The organism is Arhodomonas sp. AD133 (assembly GCF_051195215.1).
Taxonomy (GTDB): domain Bacteria; phylum Pseudomonadota; class Gammaproteobacteria; order Nitrococcales; family Nitrococcaceae; genus Arhodomonas.
In genome coordinates this window covers 101332-120382 of the sequence record NZ_JBNAZM010000003.1, presented here as the reverse complement: position 1 = coordinate 120382, position 19051 = coordinate 101332, and the positions used below count along the sequence as shown (strand labels likewise).

The 19051-nt window shown below is 68.0% G+C and carries 18 protein-coding genes; 7 read left to right on the top strand and 11 right to left on the bottom strand.

Going from position 1 to position 19051, the window contains the following annotated elements; all coding sequences use genetic code 11:
- The first annotated feature begins 7 nt into the window (after window positions 1-7).
- Window positions 8-181, top strand: a complete 174-nt coding sequence (locus tag ACPEES_RS03150; RefSeq protein ID WP_435100979.1) for a LysR family transcriptional regulator — start codon at window positions 8-10, stop codon at window positions 179-181.
- Window positions 133-912, top strand: a complete 780-nt coding sequence (locus ACPEES_RS03145) for a substrate binding domain-containing protein (RefSeq protein ID WP_435100977.1) — start codon at window positions 133-135, stop codon at window positions 910-912. The genes ACPEES_RS03150 and ACPEES_RS03145 overlap by 49 nt, the downstream gene beginning before the upstream one ends.
- Before the next feature lie 25 nt (window positions 913-937).
- Here the strand turns inward: ACPEES_RS03145 and ACPEES_RS03140 are convergent, their stop codons facing one another.
- The 5 genes from ACPEES_RS03140 to ACPEES_RS03120 all read right to left on the bottom strand — a co-directional run bounded on the left by ACPEES_RS03140 (window position 938) and on the right by ACPEES_RS03120 (window position 7264).
- Window positions 938-1651, bottom strand: a complete 714-nt coding sequence (locus ACPEES_RS03140; protein WP_435100975.1) for an SPOR domain-containing protein — start codon at window positions 1649-1651, stop codon at window positions 938-940.
- A gap of 2 nt (window positions 1652-1653) precedes the next feature.
- Window positions 1654-3414 (bottom strand): arginine--tRNA ligase, encoded by a 1761-nt coding sequence (argS, locus tag ACPEES_RS03135; protein ID WP_435100973.1) that lies wholly within the window; start codon window positions 3412-3414, stop codon window positions 1654-1656.
- Between the two features lie 199 nt (window positions 3415-3613).
- A complete protein-coding gene (locus ACPEES_RS03130; protein ID WP_435100971.1) occupies window positions 3614-3943 on the bottom strand; it encodes a hypothetical protein in 330 nt (109 codons plus the stop codon).
- Between the two features lie 161 nt (window positions 3944-4104).
- Window positions 4105-5277 carry an HmuY family protein gene (locus ACPEES_RS03125; protein WP_435100969.1) on the bottom strand — a complete coding sequence of 391 codons (1173 nt, stop codon included), beginning with the start codon at window positions 5275-5277 and terminating at the stop codon, window positions 4105-4107.
- A gap of 31 nt (window positions 5278-5308) precedes the next feature.
- On the bottom strand, window positions 5309-7264 hold the full coding sequence (locus ACPEES_RS03120; protein WP_435100967.1) for a TonB-dependent receptor plug domain-containing protein: 1956 nt from the start codon (window positions 7262-7264) through the stop codon (window positions 5309-5311).
- 175 nt (window positions 7265-7439) lie between these two features.
- Between ACPEES_RS03120 and ACPEES_RS03115 the strand changes: the two genes are divergently transcribed.
- The 4 genes from ACPEES_RS03115 to ACPEES_RS03100 are packed head-to-tail and all read left to right on the top strand — an operon-like array spanning window position 7440 to window position 11259.
- The gene (locus ACPEES_RS03115; protein WP_435100965.1) at window positions 7440-8513 is read left to right on the top strand and encodes a hemin-degrading factor; all 1074 of its coding nucleotides are present in this window, start codon (window positions 7440-7442) and stop codon (window positions 8511-8513) included.
- Complete coding sequence (locus ACPEES_RS03110) at window positions 8510-9379, top strand: heme/hemin ABC transporter substrate-binding protein (protein WP_435100963.1); 870 nt, start codon at window positions 8510-8512, stop codon at window positions 9377-9379. The genes ACPEES_RS03115 and ACPEES_RS03110 overlap by 4 nt, the downstream gene beginning before the upstream one ends.
- 40 nt (window positions 9380-9419) lie before the next feature.
- Entirely contained in the window at window positions 9420-10478 is a 1059-nt protein-coding gene (locus ACPEES_RS03105) for a FecCD family ABC transporter permease (protein ID WP_435100961.1), read from the top strand.
- The gene (locus ACPEES_RS03100; RefSeq protein ID WP_435100959.1) at window positions 10459-11259 is read left to right on the top strand and encodes a heme ABC transporter ATP-binding protein; all 801 of its coding nucleotides are present in this window, start codon (window positions 10459-10461) and stop codon (window positions 11257-11259) included. Before ACPEES_RS03105 ends, ACPEES_RS03100 begins: the two co-directional genes overlap by 20 nt.
- On the opposite strand, the gene ACPEES_RS03095 is transcribed toward ACPEES_RS03100, so the two are convergent.
- Window positions 11256-13460: a primosomal protein N' gene (locus tag ACPEES_RS03095; RefSeq protein ID WP_435100957.1), complete on the bottom strand. Its 2205-nt coding sequence runs from the start codon at window positions 13458-13460 to the stop codon at window positions 11256-11258. The genes ACPEES_RS03100 and ACPEES_RS03095 overlap by 4 nt on opposite strands.
- Before the next feature lie 286 nt (window positions 13461-13746).
- Between ACPEES_RS03095 and ACPEES_RS03090 the strand changes: the two genes are divergently transcribed.
- Window positions 13747-14337, top strand: coding sequence for a DNA-J related domain-containing protein (locus ACPEES_RS03090; RefSeq protein WP_435100955.1), 591 nt, complete (start codon window positions 13747-13749; stop codon window positions 14335-14337).
- Between the two features lie 43 nt (window positions 14338-14380).
- Here ACPEES_RS03090 and ACPEES_RS03085 read toward each other — a convergent pair whose 3' ends face one another.
- From ACPEES_RS03085 to ACPEES_RS03065, 5 genes are all read right to left on the bottom strand, one after another.
- A complete protein-coding gene (locus ACPEES_RS03085) occupies window positions 14381-14998 on the bottom strand; it encodes a TIGR02444 family protein (protein WP_435100953.1) in 618 nt (205 codons plus the stop codon).
- A gap of 51 nt (window positions 14999-15049) precedes the next feature.
- Window positions 15050-15457, bottom strand: coding sequence for a hypothetical protein (locus ACPEES_RS03080; RefSeq protein ID WP_435100951.1), 408 nt, complete (start codon window positions 15455-15457; stop codon window positions 15050-15052).
- Between the two features lie 272 nt (window positions 15458-15729).
- Window positions 15730-17211, bottom strand: a complete 1482-nt coding sequence (locus ACPEES_RS03075; RefSeq protein ID WP_435100949.1) for an NAD(P)(+) transhydrogenase (Re/Si-specific) subunit beta — start codon at window positions 17209-17211, stop codon at window positions 15730-15732.
- 18 nt (window positions 17212-17229) lie between these two features.
- Entirely contained in the window at window positions 17230-17520 is a 291-nt protein-coding gene (locus ACPEES_RS03070) for an NAD(P) transhydrogenase subunit alpha (RefSeq protein ID WP_435100947.1), read from the bottom strand.
- Complete coding sequence (locus ACPEES_RS03065) at window positions 17520-18653, bottom strand: Re/Si-specific NAD(P)(+) transhydrogenase subunit alpha (RefSeq protein ID WP_435100945.1); 1134 nt, start codon at window positions 18651-18653, stop codon at window positions 17520-17522. Before ACPEES_RS03065 ends, ACPEES_RS03070 begins: the two co-directional genes overlap by 1 nt.
- Window positions 18654-19051 lie beyond the last annotated feature (398 nt).

Sequence of the window (19051 nt, the reverse complement as noted above, 5' to 3'; positions counted from 1 at the left end):
AAGGCGTATGGATACCTTCCGGAGCATGGTTGTCTTCCGCCACGTGGTCGAAGCGGGCAGCTTCGCTGGCGCGGCCGGCCAGCTGAACCTCACGGCGGCAGCGGTGAGCAAGCAGATCAAGGCCCTGGAGCAGTGGCTCGGCACGCGGCTGTTCGACCGGACCACGCGGCGGGTGCGCTGACCGAGGCGGGGGAGGCGTTTTACCGGCGCTGCGTCGGCATTCTCGACGAGGTGGCCGCCGCCCGGGACGACGCGGGCCGCCGGCGCACCGTGCCGCGGGGGCACATGCGGGTGAGCGCGCCGGTGACGTTCGGCACGATGCACCTCGCGCCGGTGGTGACCGACTATCTGCGCGAGTACCCGGATGTCACCGTGGAGGTGGAACTGAGCGACCGAGCCGTCGATCTCATCGCCGAGGGGTTCGACGTCGCGGTGCGTATCGGCGAGCTGCCCGACTCCAGCCTGGTCGCCCGGCGGCTGAGCTCGAGCCGATTCGCACTATGCGCCGCGCCGGCATACCTGGCACGGCACGGTGCCCCTGCCACGCCCGGGGAGCTCACCGGGCACGCCTGCCTCGAATACAGCTACCGACCGCCCCACGGGCGCTGGCGTTTTGCCGGTTCCGGCGGCGATATCGTGGTGCCGATCCGTCCGCGTCTGCGGGCCAATAACGGGGAGTTCCTGCGTGCCGCCGCCCTGCGCGGGGAGGGCATCGCCCTGGCGCCCACCTTCATCGTGGGCGACGATCTGCGAAGTGGCCGTCTCGTCGGGCTGTTGCCGGACTATCGCCCGGCCGCGACGCCGATCCAGGCGGTGTATCCGGCGGGCCGATATCTGCCCGCGAAGGTCCGTAGCTTCATCGACTTCCTGCACGAACGCTTTGCGGGAACCCCGCCGTGGGACGCGGAGTGAGCGTCTCTTCCGCCCGGGGCCGGGGTCAGCGGCCGCGTTTGAGCAGGATCGTTTCCACGCCGTTGTCCTGCAGGCGCTGACGGATCCGGTTGACCCGGGCGCGTTCGCCGTAGGGGCCGATGCGCACACGGTGCCAGAGCTCGCCGCCGGCGAGCTCGACCTTCTGAATGCGTACCTCGACGCCGAGGAGTGCGAGCTTGGCCTTCATACGGTCGGCGTCGGCGGCGTTGCGGAATGAGCCGGCCTGCAGAAGGTAGCGCTGGTTGCTGCCGGTGTCGGCGGAAGCCGTGGTCTCGGTGTCGTTCCCGGGGGCATCGCTGCCGGCCGCCGTTGCCCGCTGATCGCGTTCCGGGGTGGTCGTTGGTTCCCGGGCAGGCTGCGGTTCCGGTTCCGGCCGCTTGGGCGGGCGTGTGTTCGATGTCTCGCTGCCCTCGTTGTCGGAAGGCACTTCGACTTCCTGCTCCGGCAGCAGGCGGTAGAATTCGAAGCGGGGTTTGTCCTTCTTCGACTCGGCGGGGGTGTCGTCGGCCGGGCGTTCCCGGGCCGGTTCGTCAAACAGTCGTGCGACCTGCTCCGGCCCGCCTTCGGTGTGATGCAGGTGTACCAGGTAGGCGACGCCGAGCCCGACCCCCAGGCCCGCGAGCCCCCAAACCCATCCGGGCAGGGAGCGGCCGCTGGCGGTGCGACGCGAGCTGGTCTTGCGGCGTCCGCTCGCCTGTCGGCCGCTGCGCTTTGCCACGATTACATGCTCTCCGGTGCCGAGACGCCGAGGATGGCAAGGCCGTTGCGCAGCACCTGTCGGGTCGCCAGGATCAGGTTCAGCCGTGCGTTGCGCAGGCCGTCGTCATCCACGAGGAACTGGTGTGCGTTGTAGTAGGTGTGGAAGGCGTTGGCGAGCTCGCGCAGGTAGTGGGCGATCTGGTGCGGCTCGTGGGCGAGCGCCGCGCTCTCGACCATCTCCGGGAAGCGGTCCAGCTGGGTGATCAGCGCCTGCTCGTGATCCTCGGTGAGCTTCGCCAGCGTGGCGAAGCCTGCCTCGACCTCGTGGTCGAGCCCCTTGTCGGCGAGCTGGCCGAGCACGCTGCAGATACGCGCGTGGGCGTACTGCACGTAGTACACCGGGTTGTCCGAGGATTCGGACTTGGCGAGCTCCAGGTCGAAATCCAGGTGCTGCTCGGGCTTGCGCATGACGTAGAAGAAGCGCGCGGCGTCACGGCCGACCTCGTCGCGCAGCTCGCGCAGGGTGACGAACTCCCCCGAGCGCGTGGACATGGACAACCGCTCGCTGCCCCGGTAGAGGATGGCGAACTGCACCAGGCGGAACTCGAGGCGGTCGGCGGGGTAGCCGAAGGCCTCCAGGCTGGCGCGTACCCGCGCCATGTAGCCGTGGTGGTCGGCGCCGAAGACGTCGATGAGCTGATCGAAGCCGCGCTCGAACTTGTCCAGGTGATAGGCGATGTCCGAGGCGAAATAGGTGGTCAGCCCGTCGGCGCGGCGCACGACCCGGTCCTTGTCGTCGCCGAAGGCCGTGGCGCGGAACCACAGGGCGCCGTTTTCCTCGTAGAGATGGCCGGCTTCCTGCAGCCGCTCGATGGTGCGGGCGACAGCGCCATCGTCGGTGAGGCTGCGCTCGGAGAACCAGCGGTCGAAGGTCACCGAGAACTCGGCGAGGTCGTCGCGGATATCGGCGAGGATGGCATCCAGCGCCGCCTGGTGGACGGCGCGGTAGCGCGTCTCGCCGAGGAGCTCCCGGGCGCGGACGACGAGGGCATCCACGTGCTGCTCCTTGTCACCGCCGTCGGCGGCGTCTGGTGGCAGGTCCGCCATCAGCGCCGCGGTGTCGACCCGGTAGGCATCGCCGTCCCGGCGGTGCAGGTCCGCGGCGATGTCGCGGATGTAGTCGCCGCGGTAGCCGTTGTCCGGGAAGCGGGGCGACTCGCCGCAGACCTCCAGGTAGCGCAGGAGTACCGAGACGGCGAGGATGTCCATTTGCCGGCCGGCGTCGTTGACGTAGTACTCGCGGTGGACGTCGAATCCCGCCGTGGCCAGCAGATTGGCCAGTGCGCTGCCGAATGCGGCGCCCCGCCCGTGGCCCACGTGGAGCGGCCCGGTGGGGTTGGCGGAGACGAACTCCACGAGGATGCGCCGCCCGGCGCCCACATGGCCGCGGCCGAAGATTTCCGCCTCGCGATGGATGCGGCGGACCACGTCGAAGGCTGCGTCGGCGGTGAGGAAGAAGTTGATGAAGCCGGGGCCGGCAATCTCCACGCGCTCGACGTGCTCGTGTGCCGGCAGGGCTTCCACCAGCGCCTGGGCGATCTCCCGCGGCGGTCGTTTGGCCGGCTTGGCGAGCCGCATGGCGGTGTTGGTGGCGAAGTCGCCATGGCCCTCGCCACGGCCTCGCTCGATCTGGACATCCAGTTCGAGGTCCGCCGGCAGGGCGCCGTCGGCCTTGAGGGTGGCGATCGCCTGTTCCACGAGTTGCGCGAGCTGCTGTTTCATAGCGCCGGGAGGTCGTCCATCCGAGAGTCTGGGAGGCGACCTATTATCCGGTGTGCGTGCGCCCATGCAAGGCGGCGCCGATTGTCGTGGGGTCCCAGCCCCGTCATGCCTCCGTTGCCGACCCGACCATCACCCCTACACAGGGCTTGAACGGACCCGGCATGCGCTATTGCGCAGCCGGAAACGCGATGTGCTGCATTCAGCGCCTCACAGCCCTGGTCAGGAATTCAACGAAATGGAATGTCAGCCAATAGAACAGGGCTAAGAGGGTGGCCGCGATGATGATTGTGGCGACGATGAAGTAAAGGACGCCATGCGTGAAGAGGTGATGGTAGAAGTCAGCGGGTTCGCTGAGCGACTCATCGCGCAGAAAGTAACCTTCCACTAACGCGGGCCATTCGTAGGCGAGGTATGTGCGCGCGCCATCTTCCACCGTTTCCAGCTTCGGCGTCGGCTGGGCGATGAACGGTAGTGTCAGCGTGGCAATGAACACCAATACGGTGCCTGCCCACTTCGTCGCTCTGGGCATAGCCTGTCGTCCCTTCGCGGCTGGGTATGAACGAGGGTGTGATGCTTGCGGCGTTCATCCGCGCATTCGGGTGACGCCTTGCCATCTGCTGCGCGTGCGGCCATGAAGCGCGGCACGGGGCGCTCCCTCGCCCCACGCCGAGATCCCGGTATATGGCGCACTCACTCAATGGGTGCGTAACGCAGTGTGTAGATGCCGCTGGTGCCGGCGGCATCGTAGTAGGTGACGATCTGCAGCTTGTAGGTCGTCTCGTCGGTGTCGATGGCGTAGACGCGGTAGTTCGGCCACAGGCGGTGCTGATCCTGGAGGTTGTACGCGTACCAGGACTGTTCGTCGAACACGCCGCCGGCGGCATCGGCGTTGTAGTGGCCGGAAATGTCCGTTCCGGAGATGTCGGTGGTACCGCTGGGGTACCTCTGCGGATCGTTCACGGGGCCGAAGGCCGCGGCCTGCCTGTCACCGCTGACGCCGCCGTTGGTCCAGAGCGCCCAGCGTCGCTCGGCGATGTCGAGCTGGATGTCCCAGGTGCCAGCGGTCTCTTCGCAGTCGACGCTCGAGCCGGTGTCGAAGTCGAAGCAGGTCTGTCCGCCTTCGGGGGGCACGGTGAGGGTGGCGGTTCGGGTGCCGCCGGTGAAGCTCGCGGTGCCGGGGGCCTGGTACTGGTAGGCGACAGACACGTCGATCGCGTTCTGATCGATGCCGGTGACGTGGAACTTGGCGTAACCGTCGCCTTCGGCGGTGCGCACCAGCCACCAGGCGTCGGTGTTGGCGGAGACGGTGTGGCTGGCGCGGTCATAGAGCCACCAGCCCTCCTCGCTCCCGTCTCCGGCGATGGCGGCGGCGCGCTGGTCGGTCTCGAATTCCAGGTCGGCTGGGGCGGTGGCTTCGGTCAGGGCGCTGAGCTCGGCATCCGGATCGGCGTTGAGAAAGACCGAGGCGTTGGGGCTGCCGTCGGCCGCGTAGAATTCCGACTGTTCGTCGAGCAATGCCGCGCCCACAGATCCCGGCCCGGAGATACCGCCGTTCAGCTTGATCGACGTGCGCTTGAACGCGATGTGCCAGGCGCCGGAATCGTCCGCCTCGGCGTCGTCGATATCCACCACTTCGCCGGTACTCAAATCCAGGTAGGTATAGCGGTTGGCGGGATCGTCGGCGGGAGTGCCGAAGCCACCTGCGGTGGCGTCGACGGTCAAGGTGGTGACGCCGTTGTTCTGGTTGCCGTCGCCAGCGGAGTCGTCATCGCTGTTGCTGCTGTTGCCACCACCGCCACAGGCAGCGAGGGTGAGCGCCGCGAGGGTGAGGGAGGCGAGTGTGTAACGCGATTTCTGTGGCATAGGAGTCTCCTGGAAAACCTTTGGTGAGTGATTACAGGGCGTAGCGCAGCCCCAGGTAGGCGAAGCGCGGTTCGAGTGGCCGTCGGTCCGTGCCCACTCCGGGTGCGCGATGCTCGTTGGTGAGGTTGTCTATGCCCGCGAACACCGTCAGGCGCTCGTTCACCGGCTGGTTCACGCGCACGTCCCAGCGCGTCCAGTTCGGACTGCGCGCGTTGTTGTTCGCGTCCGCGTACTCTTCGCTTCGATAGGTGCCGAGCACGCTGACGGCCAGACCCGAGGACCTGTGATGGTAGGTGGCTTCCACATTGACTTGGTGGCGGGCGCGTCCGGGTAATTGTTTACCCGTGCGTTCGTTTTCGGTGTCCAGGTACGTGTAACCGCCTGAGAATGCCCACGCCGCTGTGGGTCGGTATTCGGCCACGAACTCAGCGCCCTGGGTGCGAGCCTGTTCCAGGTTGGTATAGCGGTACACGGCGACCTCCGATTCCGCCGTGCGCTCCGGGTCCAGCGCCGTGGTGATGAGGTCGTCCAGCCGATTGTGAAAGAGGTTCACGTCGAGCCGCGCCTGTTCGGTCACGATTTCGGCACCGAGTTGAAGGCTGTCGGACTGCTCGGGCTGGAGGTCGGGGTTGCCCAGCACCACATAGCCCAGTGCGCTGTGATCGAAGACGTAGAAGCGTTCCTTGAGGTTGGGGACGCGGTAACCCTTGCCATAGCCGGCACGTAGGTTGAGACGGGCGCCGCCGGTGAGCTCGCGCCGGTACATCAGGTTGATCTTGGGGGCGAGGAAACCGCCGAAGTCGTCGTCGTGCTGATAGCGCACACCGGGCAGCAGCTCCCAGCGTTCCCCCAGGAAGATGTCATCCTGAATGAAACCTTCGGCGGTGCGTCGGTCGGCGCCGGGCTCGATCTCGGGGACGTGTACGTCGCTGCCGCCCTCGATCCGGTGCTGGGACTGCGCGAGCGTCTCACGTGAAGCGGCGAGCCCTGCGGTGACCAGGTGGCGGTCGCCGATGGGCTGGTCCCACTGGCCTTCCCACTGATGCAGCTCGATCTCCGCCTTACGGGACTGATCCAACACTGGTGTGGCCAGTGCGTCCTGACGGGTGTCATCGGTGAAGCGTTCGTGAACGAGGCTGGTCGTCAGCAATCCGCCGTCGGTCAGCGGGTGACGGTAATGCAGCGCCGTATGCCAGCGCTCGGCAGTCTCTTCGTCGGACTTACGGATTTCGCCTTGCCCCGGGGCGGTGCTGGAGAACGGCGTGGCGATGTCTTCGTGGTAGTAGCGGGGGGCCAACTCGAGCTCACGGCCGTCGCTCCAGCGGTAGGCGAGGCGCGCGGCGACGTTGGCGCGGTCGCCGTCCTCGCCCTCGGCGTTGTAGCTGGTGTCGTCCAGGTCGAAGCCGTCGGTGGCCCGATAGTCCGCATCCAGTGACATTACCCAAGGCCCGGTAACCTTCTGCCAACCGGCGGCCACGTGTTGCTTCGCTATAGCGCGGTCGCTGCGGTTGTGATCGCCGTAGCCACCGGCGTCGAGAGTTACGTGATAGGCGTCGCCGTCCGGCTCTCGGGTGATGACGTTCACCACCCCGCCCATGGCCTCGCTACCGTAGAGCGCCGACGTAGCGCCCTTGACGATCTCGATGCGTTGCACGTCGTGCACGGCGATCTGGCTCAGGTCCACGGTGGAGCCGGTGGAGGCGGCGACGGGCTGGCCATCGATGAGCACCAGCACGCGATCGCCATCCAGCCCCTGCAGCGAGACCTCCTTGCCGCTCTTGCCGTGGATCGCGGTAAGCGTGATGCCCGGCACGTGGCGCAGGGCCTGCTGGAGATCCCGGGCGTGCGTGCGCTCCAGATCCGCCGCACTGACCACCTGAGTGCGCACCGGCGAGTCCAGCAGCGGCTTCTCGGTGCGTGTGCCGGTGACGACGACAGGCGCGAGCGTAGTCTCCGCGGCGTGGACGAGGGGTGTGGCGGTCGCCATCGCGGCGAGCGCAGCGGCGACGCACGCACAGCGTCTCGTGTGCCGCGGTTCGTGGCACAGGTACGTGTGTGACATCGAAAGCCTTGCAGCCAAGCGTTGTTTTTGGATACTAATGCGATGCATTATCATTCGCAAATAAAGCATGCCGCAACCTGCGAGCAAGGAGAGTCCGGCAATGAACACGGCAGACATGCAGGACGTGCGCGACCGGGCGTCGGAGCTGCGCGGCCGCTACGAGGCGCTCAAGCACGCAGAGCCGAGCCTGCGCGCGCGCGATGCCGCGGCGCGGCTGGATGCCAGTGAAGCCGAGCTCCTCGCCTGCCGATGCGGAGACGGTGTCGAGCGCCTGGACGGTGATGTGGAAACCTTGCTCAAGCGGCTGGAGCGCCTCGGCCCGGTGATGGCGCTCACCCGCAACGAGCACGCGGTTCACGAGAAGACCGGCGTGTACCGGAATCTGCGTTTCGGCGGCCCGCACGCGCTGGTGCTCGATCGCCAGATCGATTTGCGCCTGCGGCTCGACCACTGGGCGTTCGGTTTCGCCGTCGAAGAGGCGGCCGTGGCCGGTACTCGGCGCAGCCTGCAGTTCTTCGACAGTGCCGGCACGGCCGTCCACAAGATTCACCTGATCCCGGATAGCGATGACGGGGCTTTCGCCGAGCTCGTCGCGCGTCACCGGGGCACCGAGCAGATGCCCTGGATCCGTGTGCAGCCGTCGTCCCGTCAGTCACCGGGGCGGGGCATCGAGGACGTGCACGCTTTCCGTGAGACCTGGCGCGGTATGCAGGACACCCACGACTTCCTGGCGCTCATGCGCCGCCATGGGGTCTCGCGCCATCGGGCCTTGCAGGCGGCGCCAGATGGCTTCGCCCGGGAGGTCACCACCGACGCACCCCGGCGTGTGCTGGAGGCCGCCGCGGCGTCAGGGACCTCGATCATGGTCTTCGTGGGCAATCGCGGCGCCACCCAGATCCATACCGGGCCGGTACACCGTCTGCGAACGGTGGGCGGGTGGTTCAACGTGCTCGATTCCGGCTTCAATCTGCACTTCGCCGAAGCCGGCGTCGCCTCTGCCTACGTGGTGCGCAAGCCCACCCGCGACGGGATCATCACCTCCCTGGAGGTCTTCGATGGGACGGGCGAGACCGTGGCGCTGTTCTTCGGCGAGCGCGAGCGCGGTGCACCGGAAGCCGTGGCCTGGCGTGATCTGGTAGGGATGCTTCCCGCTGCGGCGGAGGAATCGGCATGAGGTGCCTGCGCTGGTCATTGGTGCTGGTGGTGACCGTCGCCTTCTGCGCCACTGCCGCGCCGCCGCAGCGCGTGGTTGCCGTGGGCGGTGACATTACCGAGACCGTCTATGCGCTGGGCGCGCAGGATGCTCTGGTCGGCGCGGACACCTCCAGCGTCTGGCCAGCGGCAACTGAGGCGCTGCCCAAGGTTGGCTATCAGCGCAATCTGTCCCCGGAAGGGGTGCTGTCGTTGTCGCCGGATCTGGTGCTGGCTTCGCCGGATGCCGGTCCCGAGAGTGCGCTGAACCTGGTCGAGCAGGCTGGCGTTGCGGTGAAGGTCGTCCCTGGCGGCTCCTCGCCCGCGGGGGTGAAGCGCAAGGTGCGCTTCGTGGGCGATGTGTTCGGGCGCGAGGACGACGCCGAAGCGCTGGTGGCACGTATGGAGCGGCGTCTGGGGGCCGTCAGACGGCAGCTCGACGCTATCGACGGTCCGCGGCGACGGGTGCTCCTGCTGCTGGCCGCCGACGGTGGCCTGCTGGCGGCGGGTCGCGACACCGCTGCCGATGCCATCATCCGCCTCGCCGGGGGGGAGAACGTGGCGGCGGGATTCAGCGGTTACAAGCCCTTGAGCCGGGAGGTGGCGATCGCAGCGGCTCCGGAGGTCATCGTGGTGCCCGGCCATGCCATGGCGCGCGCCGGCGGGCGCGAGCGGTTGCGGGGGATGGCCGGTCTTGTGCAGACCCCGGCCGGTCGCGAGGGACGCATCGTCGAGGTCGACAGCCTGTTGCTGCTGGGATTCGGGCCGCGCCTCGCCGAGGCTACGGAACGGCTCGCGCGGCATCTCTATCCACACCGGTTCACGGTCGACGAGCATCCCGGTGGCTGAGGCGACGCGGACTCTCTCCGAGGGCCCACCGGAGCCTGCGGTGAGTTCGCAGATGCGGCACCGCAATCGCGGTGTCCTGGTGCTCGCCGGGCTCGGTATCGCACTCGCTGTGACCGTGGTCCTCTCGCTGGCCGTGGGGGCCGCGGCGGTGCCTATGGCGGCTGTCGTGGGTGCATTGCTCGACACGGTGGGGCTCAACCCGACGTCGCCGGTGGATCGGCAGTTCGCGGCCATCGTGGTGGACATCCGCCTGCCCCGGGTGCTGCTAGGGATGCTGGTGGGCGGCGGCCTCGCCTGTGCGGGGGCCATGATGCAGGGAATATTCCGAAACCCCTTGGCCGATCCGGGGCTCATCGGGGTTTCCAACGGGGCGGCGGTGGCGGCAGTGGCCGTCATCGTCCTGCCGTTGGGGTGGTTCGGCGGCGTCCTCGGTGAGTTCGCCCTGCCACTGGCGGCGTTCGCCGGTGGCCTGGTCGCCACCGTGCTCGTCTATCGCCTCGGGCGGCTGCGCGGGAGCTCGGACGTGGCGACGCTGCTGCTCGCAGGCATTGCCGTGAATGCCATCGCAGGCGCCGGCACCGGTATTCTGGTTTATTCCGCGGACAACGAGCGGCTGCGCGACCTGACCTTCTGGCTCATGGGGAGCTTGAGCGGTGCCACCTGGGGTTGGGTCGCCGCGGTGACGGTGCCCATGGGCGTGGCGATGGTGGCCATGCCGTCGCTCGCCCGGGCCCTGAACGCGTTTCTGGTGGGTGAGGCGGTGGCCGGGCACCTGGGTTATCCGGTGGACCGCATCAAGCAGGCTGGTATCGCACTCGCCGCACTTGCCGTTGGTGCGGCGGTAGCGGCTACCGGGGTGATCGGCTTCGTCGGCCTGGTGGTGCCGCACCTGATTCGACTTGCCTTCGGTGCCGACCATCGGCTGCTCCTGCCAGCGTCCGGGCTCCTGGGGGCGACACTGCTGCTGCTGGCCGATTTGCTGGCACGCACGGTGGTGGCGCCCGCCGAGCTTCCCATCGGCATCGTCACGGCCCTGCTCGGCGGACCATTCTTCCTGTACCTGCTGAGGCGCAGCGCTTATGGTCGGATTCACGGTTGAGGCGGCGTCGGTGGTGCGCGGCGGCCGCTACGCCCTCGATGGCGTGAGCCTGCAGCTCAGTGCCGGGGAAGTAGTGGTGGTGCTCGGGCCTAACGGGGCGGGCAAGTCCACGCTGCTCGGCCTGCTCGCCGGCGAGGCGAGGCCGGATGCCGGGTGTGTGACCCTCGACGGCCGCCCGCTGGCGGAAATTCACCCCCGAACGCAGGCACAACGTCGCGCCGTGCTGCCGCAGCAGACGCCGCTGGGGTTTCCGTTGCGGGTCGAGGAGGTGGTCGCCCTGGGCCGTGACCCGCACCACCGTGACCCCGAACGCGGGTGCGACCGTGAGGCGATCGTGACGGCGATGGCTCATGCAGGCGTGGCGCACCTGCAGGGGCGGCAATACGATCGCCTCTCCGGCGGTGAGCGTCAGCGGGTGCAGCTCGCTCGGGCGCTGGCCCAGGTGTGGTTGCCATCGGCGAAGCAGCCGCGTTATCTGTTGCTCGATGAGCCCACCGCGAGTCTCGACATCCGCCATCAGCACGAGGTGCTGGGGCTGTGCCGCCGCCTCGCCCGGGAGGGACTGGGGGTGTTTTGCGTACTCCACGATCTCAATCTGGCCGCTGGTTATGCCGATCGCGTCTGTCTCCTGGCGCAGGGGCAGGTGGTTGCCGACGGGCCGCCGGCGGCGGTGATGACGCCGGCGTCGCTCCAGGTGGTGTTCGGCATCAGTGCGGATGTCGCACCCGACCCCCGCGATGGTCGGCCACGGATCGGCTGCCATCGCGCGGTGGCGGGTTAGAGCATTTCCGCCGGGTCCACGTCCAGCGCCCAGCGCACTCGCCTGCTCTCGCGCAAGCTCCCGAGCCGGGACGCCCAGCGGCCCAGCAGGGTCTGCAGGTCGGCACGACGCGCGGCCTGTAACAGGAGCTGCGCACGGTAGCGCCCCGCCCGCCGCTCCATGGGGGCGGGAATGGGGCCGAGGAGATGCACACCGTTGACCCCGGTCTCCACGGCTTGTTCCCGGGCGCGTTCGAGAAACGCACGGGGCGCGGTGGCGTCCACGGCCTCGGCACGCAGCAGCGCCATGGCGCTGAACGGCGGCAACCCAGCGGCCTCGCGTTCGAGCAGCGCATCCTCGGCGAAGCGGCGGTAGCCGGCGTGGATGAGCACCTGGAGCAGGGGGTGCTCCGGGTGATGGGTCTGGATTACCACCTCCCCGGGGCGTTCGGCACGCCCGGCGCGGCCGGCCACCTGCACGATGAGCTGGGCGAGACGTTCGGGGGCGCGGAAGTCGGCGCCGAAGAGGCCCTGGTCCGCATCGACGATGGCGACCAGAGTCACGTCGGGCAGGTGATGGCCCTTGGCGAGCATCTGGGTGCCGAGGAGGATGCGGGCGTCGCCGCGCAGCGCGGCGGCCATCTGTGCCTCGAAGGCGCCCTTGCGACGGGTGCTGTCGCGGTCGATGCGCACCATGGGCGTATCCGGAAACGCCGCCTGCACCGCCTCGCCGACGCGCTCGGTACCCTGGCCCACCGGACGCAGATCCAGGCTGCCGCAGTCCGGGCATTGTCGCGGGATGGGACGCTCGTGGTCGCAGTGATGGCAGTGGAGCCGACGCCGGTGGCGGTGGTAGGTCAGGCGGGCGTCGCAGCGATCGCATTCGGCGAGCCAGCCGCACTCGTGGCAGAGCAGCGTGGGGGCGAAACCGCGGCGGTTGAGGAAGAGCAGCGCCTGGCCGCCGTCGTCCAGGTGCGCGCGCACACGTTCGATAAGCGCGCTGGAGAGGCCGTCCTGCAACGGGCGGCCGCGGAGGTCGAGCAGGTGGAAGCGGGGCATCGCTGCGCCGCCGGCCCGCTGCGGCAGGTGCAGGTGCCGGTAGCGCCCGCGGCGGGCGTTGTGGAGGCTCTCAAGCGACGGCGTGGCCGAGCCCAGCACCACTGGCACGTCCAGGCGCTGGGCGCGCACCACGGCGAGGTCCCGGGCGGAGTAGCGGAATCCGTCCTGCTGCTTGAGCGAGGCGTCGTGCTCTTCGTCGACGACGATGAGGCCCGGGCGCGCCAGCGGCGTGAAAACCGCCGAGCGCGTGCCGATGACCACGTCCGCAAGGCCATCGCGGGCGGCCAGCCAGCCGTCGAGGCGTTCGGCAGCGGCCAGCCCCGAGTGCAGCACGGCGATGCGCGCGGCGAGTCGCCGGGCGAAGCGATCGAGTAGCTGCGGGGTCAGCCCGATCTCCGGGACGATGACCAGCACCTGCGTCCCGTGAGCGAGGGCGCGCTCGATGGCGTGGAGATAGACCTCGGTCTTGCCGCTGCCGGTGACACCTTCCACCAGCAGTGGCGTGAAGCCACGGGCGTCGTGGATTGCGGCAACGGCGGCGGCCTGGGCCTCATTGAGCAGCGGCAGACGGGTGTCGGCACGGCGCTCGCCCTGGATGAGCCCGGGGTCGTCCACACCGAGGGCCTCGGCGAAACCTTTCTCCACCAGCCGCGTCAGGCCCCCGCGCCAGTCGCCGTCGGCATCCGGGAAGTGTGCGGCGGAAACGGTGCCGAGCGCCTGAAGCCGGGTGAGCAGTGCCGCCTGTCGCGGTGCGCGGCGGGCGAGGGCGTCGACCTGCGCGGCGCGGCCGCTCTCGGTGATTCGCCAGACGGTCTTGCGGCTCGTTGCCGCTGCCCGGCCCTGGCGCAGGCCGGCAGGCAGGGCGGTGGCGAGCGCTTCGCCGGGGGCGTAGTGGTAGTAGCCTGCCGCCCAGAGCACGAAATCGAGCAGCTCGGCGGGTAGCAGCGCCTGGTCGTCGAGGATATCCGTGAGGCCGCGCAGGCGGTTAGCCGGCACGTCGCTCACATCGGCGAGGGCGGTGACCACGCCCACCACCTGGCGGCGGCCGAGGGGAACCCGTACCCGTGCGCCGGTGGCGGGCACCGGACCGGTCACGCGGTAATCCAGGGGGGCGGGCAGAGGGCCGGGGACCGCGACGCGGGCCACGGCGGGGCGGTTGCTCATCGCTCTCGCGGTCTTGGCTACGGACGCGCCGATTGTTGATGCGCCGCCGCCCCGGTGCAAGCGTTGCGTCGACGACACACGCTTGCCCACAGAATCTGTGGATAACTGTGTGGAAAGAGTCTGGGAAGTGCGGCTAAGTGCTTGTCGTCTCTCGGTCCAGCGGCAATCGTCCAAAAAATGAACGCGAAAAAATTATCCTATTTTTCAGTCACTTGAAAAAGTTACGAGGGCGCGTATACTGCCCGACATTCGGGGAGTCCGTTTGCACAGCGATGGGGGCGCCGCAGTGGATAACTGTGACCAGGGGGGCTGGCCGGGGCCGTGGGATCACCGCCACAATGCGCTCGAGAGTGAGCTGCGCCGGGCTCCGGCGGGGATATCCGAGTTCGACCTGATCCGCCGCCTGCAAGCTCGCGAAGACGTCCCCGAGATTACCCGCGACAGCCTGCGCACCCCGCTGGCGCTCTATCGTACGCATTTCCTGCTTTTCCATACGCTCTACCGGCTCGGCGAACGCCTGGCGCCGCAGGGTGAGGACGTGGTCGTCCACTGTCTGGGGGTACGCATCGTGCCCCGGCGCACGGAAGCCGGGCTCGCTGCGCCTGATCCGATGCGTGGTTTCTACGCCGATCGCGACAACCTCGACGGCATCTCCGAGGCGGATGTCGAACGTCTGCTCGGCGATTTCTGGCGGCGCTTCACCATGAACGACGAGCGCGACGAGGCGCTCGCTACCCTCGGCCTGTCGGATCCGGTCAGCGACGCGGATATCAAGGCCGCATACCGGCGCCTGGCCATGCGCCACCACCCGGACCGCGGCGGCGACGGCGAGCGCTTGCGCGAGATCCATGACGCGGTGCGGGTGCTGGGGGTTTAGGCGGCTGGGGATAGATCCCGGGACATCGCTGTCCGCCGGCGGATCAGGCCGATGGCCCGCCGACTTTCCAGATAGCTTCGGCCTCGCGCTTGATCTCGTCCGCAGGGACGTCAGGGAAGGCTGTCTGCAGGATGAGCGCGAGCGCGTCCAGCGCCTCGGCCTCCGGCCGGGGGCAGCTCTTGCGCGTGTACAGGGCCGCGTTGGCGGTGGCATCGCGCCAGCGCTCCTGGTCGGCACGCGGGCACGCCCCCCGGGGAAAATCCTCCAGGAGCAGGCGCTGCTCGATGCGCTCGGCCTCCAGCTCCTGGCGAAGCACTTCGTGGCGGAGGGCCTCGGTGCGCGACTCGAGCCCCGGTGGCGGGTGCTGGCGAAGCCGGCGGCGTAGCGCGCGCATCGGCTCGATCACCTCGCGATGCCATTCGATGGCGCGGCGGATGGTGGTCTCGAGCTGGGTCGCGCCGAGGCGCCCGTAGCCGTTCGCGCCGGTCCAGACCGCGCCGAGCAGGGTCGAGATGCTCAGGCCGTAGCGCGCCTGTACGGCGAGGCAGGCATCCTTGACGCCGGCCATGTCGTACAGGCGCACGGCGAAGTCCCACAAGGCCTCGGCTTCCCGTTCGATCTCGAACGCGTTGTCCGCGTTCGCGTCGTCTCGATGCGCCATGGTGCCTCGCTCGTGGCCTGAGTGGTCTTCGGGCAGCGGCCTGCCCGGGGGCTAGCGCATCTGGATGCCGCCACCGGGCATGCCGCCCTGACCGCCGAAGCCGCCGCCCGGCGCGCCACCCTCGCCGGGGGTGACGATGCGTGACGCCGACTCGCGCTGCATTTCCTTGAGCTCTTCCATGGTGCGCTCCAGCGCCTGCTGCGCGGCTTCCGGGAAAGCGTCCATGGCCGCCGAGAGCGAGTCGACCTCGAGCTCGAAGGATAGCGGTAGAGCGCCCGCCGGCGTCATCACCTGGGTCTGGCCGAGATAGAGTACGTCGCGGCTGTCGTCGTCGTCGCCGTCGGCGGTCACCGGCGTGAGCCGCTGAATGGTACCGATTCGGCGGTCGGTAAAGACCTCCTCGCGATAGAGGCCGTTGCGATCCATCTGAAGTTCGGAGAGACCGGATTCGTCCGCCATGACTGTTCCCCTGAATCGTATGGCTTGCCAGACAAATAGGGTAACAGACGCGGCCCCGGCAGGCGCAGGGAGGCGCGGTGTGAGCTCGGCGCCCTTGATGCGTTTGTGTTTCTCTCCGGCGGCGTGAGCGAAGCGATGCGGGGCATGGGAGGGGAATGTCAGGCACGGCCTGCGCCGTCCCTGACCTACGGGGCTGTCGTGGTTGCGGGTTTACACGAAAAAGGCCGCCCGGGGGCGGCCTGTCGGTGTCTCCGGCGAAGCCGATGCAGAGGTCAGAACTGCTTGACCACCTGCACCAGCTCGCTGGCGACCTTCTGGCCGTCGCCGAAGAGCATGCGGGTGTTGTCGGCGAAGAACAGGTGGTTCTCCACACCCGAGAAGCCGGTGCCGCGACCGCGCTTGATCACGATCACGTTGTCGGCGTCTTCCACGTCGAGGATGGGCATGCCGTAGATCGGGCTCGACTTGTCGGTCTTCGCCGCCGGGTTGACCACGTCGTTGGCGCCGATGACCAGCGCGACGTCGGTGGTACCGAACTCGGCGTTGATGTCCTCCATGTCGTAGATCATGTCGTAGGGCACGCCCGCCTCGGCGAGGAGCACGTTCATGTGCCCGGGCATGCGGCCGGCCACCGGATGGATGGCGAACTTGACGGTTACGCCCTTGTCCTGAAGGAGCTCGACCATTTCCCAGATCTTGTGCTGCGCCTGGGCGACGGCCATACCGTAGCCGGGCACGATCACGACCTGGTTGGCGTAGGACATCATGATGCCGGCGTCCTCGGCCTGGATCTCCTTCATCTCGCCTTCGGGCCCCTCGCTCGCCGCGGAGTCCTCGGTGCCGAAGCCGCTGAAGAGCACGTTGGTGAGCGGGCGGTTCATCGCCTTGGCCATGAGCTGGGTGAGCAGCGAGCCGGCGGCGCCCACCACGGTGCCGGCGATGATCATGGCCGGGTTGCCGAGCACGTAGCCCTCGAAGCCGACGGCGAGGCCGGTGAGCGCGTTGAACAGCGAGATCACCACCGGCATGTCGGCGCCGCCGATGGGCACGGCCATGAACACGCCGAAGATCAGCCCCAGGGCGAAGAAGATCACCACCACGGCGACGCTGTCGGTGTAGAAGCTCCAGATGCCGAAGATCACCGCCGCGGCGAACACGAGGATGTTCACGAATTGCTGGGCGGGTAGCAGCTTGTTGCGCTTGAGCCGGCCGTCCAGCTTGGCCCAGGCGACCAGGGAGCCGGAGAAGGCGACGGTACCGATGAGGGCACCGAGCAGGCCGAGAATGGCCACATCCACGCCGAGCGCGTTGCCTACGGTGGCGTTGTCGCCGACCAGAACGGCCGCCTGCTCGATGGTCAGGTCCTTGGCTTCGGCGAACGCCTGCACCCGCGACGCGCTCTCGGCGCTGACGGTCTGCACCGCGCGCAGCAGCTCCACGCCGGCGATGGCGGCGGCGGCACCGCCACCCATGCCGTTGTAGAGGGCGACCATCTGCGGCATGTCGGTCATCGCGACTTTCTTGGCCGTCCACCAGGCGAATAGCCCCGCGATCGCCAGGGCGATGACGATGAGCACGTAGTTCGAGACGCCATGCAGGTCACGATGGAAGAAGGTAATGGCGGTGGCGATCACCATGCCGACGCCGGCCCAGATGATGCCTTTGCGGGCGGTCTTCGGCGAGCTCATGCCCTTGAGGCCGAGTATGAAGAGCACGGCCGCCAGGAAGTAGGAAAGCTGTACCACGGTATTCATTGTGTCGGGGCCTCCTGCTTACTGCTCGTCCTTGCTCTTGAACATCTCGAGCATGCGCTCGGTCACCACGTAGCCGCCCACCGCGTTACCGGCGGCGAGCAGCACCGCGATGAAGCCGATCACCTGCTCGGTGACGGTCTCCGCATGACCGAGGACGACCATGGCGCCGACCACGACGATGCCGTGGACGAAGTTCGAGCCCGACATCAGCGGCGTATGCAGGATAACGGGCACCCGTGCGATCACCTCGTAGCCGGTGAACGCGGCGAGCATGAAGATGTACAGGGCGAGGAATCCTTCGATGACCATTACTTGCTACCTCCTTCCAGGCGCTCGCGCGTGGGGCCGTGCTTGATCTCGCCGTCGTGGGTGAGGCACGTGTCGGCGATGACCTGGTCTTCCCAGTCGAGGTTGAGCTCACCCTCCTTCACCAGCAGCGCGAGCAGGTTGTAGAGGTTGCGCGCGTACATCTCGCTGGCGTGGGTGGCTGCGGAGCTGGCGATATTGGTGGGCCCGACGACGAGTACGCCCTTGTGCGTCGCGTCCTTGCCGGCCTTCGTGATCTCGCAGTTGCCGCCTGTCTCGGCGGCCATGTCCACGATCACGGCGCCGCGTTTCATACGCTCCACGGTCGCTTTGTCGATGATCGTCGGCGCCTGCCTGCCGGGGATGGCAGCGGTGGTGATCACAGCGTCCGCGGCGGCGATGTGCTCGGCGAGCACTTCCTGCTGCTGCGCTTTCTCCTCGGCGGTGAGCTCGCGGGCGTAGCCGCCTTCGCCTTCGGCCTTGACGCCGGTGTCGACGAACTTGCCGCCCAGTGACTCCACCTGCTCCTTGGTCGCCGAACGCACGTCGTAGGCCTCGACGATGGCGCCCAGGCGTTTCGCCGTGGCGATGGCCTGCAGGCCGGCGACGCCGGCGCCGATGACCAGCACCTTGGCCGGGCGGATGGTGCCCGCCGCGGTTGTCAGCATGGGAAAGAGCCGCGGGCTGCGGGTAGCGGCGATCAGCGCACACTTGTAACCGGCGAGGTTCGCCTGGGAGGACAGGGCGTCGATGGACTGTGCCCGTGTTATGCGCGGCACCAGCTCCATGGGAAAGCTCGAGATCTTGCGTTCGAGCAGGGTGTTGATGCGCTTGTCACCCTCGTGGGGAGAGAGGAAACCGAGCAGGCACGCACCTTCCTTGATTTTCGCGGCCTCGTCGTCGGTGGGCGGCTGCACGCGCAGGACGATATCGCCCTGAGCGTAGAGCTCGTCGGCATCGGCGACGATTTTCACGCCCTCGTAGTCGGCGTCGTTGAATCCGCTCGCCTCGCCGGCGCCTGCCTGGAGCAGAATCTCCACGCCCAGCTTGTCGAGCTGTTTGACGACGCTCGGCACCAGCGCCACCCGGCGTTCGCCGGATGCCGTTTCCTTGGGCACGGCAACTTTGATCGTCATGGAAATGTCTCCCGTCTTGTCATCTGTTGTACGGGGAAGGCTTCCCCCGCCGACGGTGCGGCGCGTGGCTCTCCTCGATCCCGCGCCGCCGGGTTGGGCGGCTGCGGGCCGTCGGCGCCCCGCGCAGAGCGGGGGTAGTGTGCGAAACGACCCACCCGCCGTGTTCGGCGGATGCGCCCCGGCCGTGGGCCGGTCGCAACGGCACGCAGTATATGAACCACAGACCGCGGTCGCTAATCAATGGAAATTATATTTTAGATAGTTTTGCTCTATTCAAACCGGATCTGTCAACAATTATTGTCGACAATCAATGTCAGAGGCCTGTAATGGTTGCACGGCAGACTGCCCTTGTGGAATAACGGGCATAGCAACATCCGGCCGCTCGTGTTAGCGGTGGA